Raw genomic sequence first — 730 nt, forward strand, 5'->3', positions numbered from 1 at the left:
AGTCACCGGGGGCTTCTCCCGTTCCGGGCCCTGCCCACGAGCCGTTTCCCCGGCTAGGGACCTACGTCCCACCAGGTCGACCACGGATGTGACCGCCACCACCCGCGGTGTAAGTTGCTTAGCCATACCTCATCGGAGGTGCCGGTGAGAGCAACGAGAGGTCCGACATGGCAAGAACGTGGAAGAGGATTGTGGGTGCGGCGTTCCTCGCGTCGGCGCTGGTTGGCATCACCGCATGCTCGAACGATTCGGACTCCGACACCTCGAACACCCCCGGCACCGCGTCCGGCGCACCGTCCGGCGAGATCACCGTCTACAACGCGCAGCACGAGTCCCTCACGCAGGAATGGGTCGACGGCTTCACCGCCGAGTCGGGCGTGAAGGTCACCCTGCGCAACGGCAAGGACACCGAACTCGCCAACCAGATCGTCGCGGAGGGTGCCGCGTCGCCCGCAGACGTGTTCCTCACCGAGAACTCGCCGGCGATGGCACTGGTCGAGAACGCCGGACAGTTCGCCGACCTCGACGCCGCGACCCTCGAGCAGGTGCCCGCGCAGTTCCGGCCGTCCACCGGCAAGTGGACCGGCATCGCCGCCCGCTCGACGGTGTTCGTCTACAACAAGGACAAGCTCGCCGCGGACCAGCTGCCGAAGTCGCTGCTGGACCTGCAGAATCCGGAGTGGAAGGGCCGTTGGGGCGCGTCGCCGTCCGGCGCCGACTTCCAGGCCAT

At 67.4% G+C, this 730-nt stretch carries 1 protein-coding gene; it reads left to right on the forward strand.

Annotation, left to right across the window (positions count from 1 at the left end; translation table 11 throughout):
- Window positions 1-167: 167 nt before the first annotated feature.
- The coding region (locus tag IJ15_RS0124280; protein WP_037136228.1) for an extracellular solute-binding protein at window positions 168-730 on the forward strand (563 nt) is incomplete at its 3' end.

The organism is Prescottella defluvii, assembly GCF_000738775.1.
GTDB lineage: Bacteria > Actinomycetota > Actinomycetes > Mycobacteriales > Mycobacteriaceae > Prescottella > Prescottella defluvii.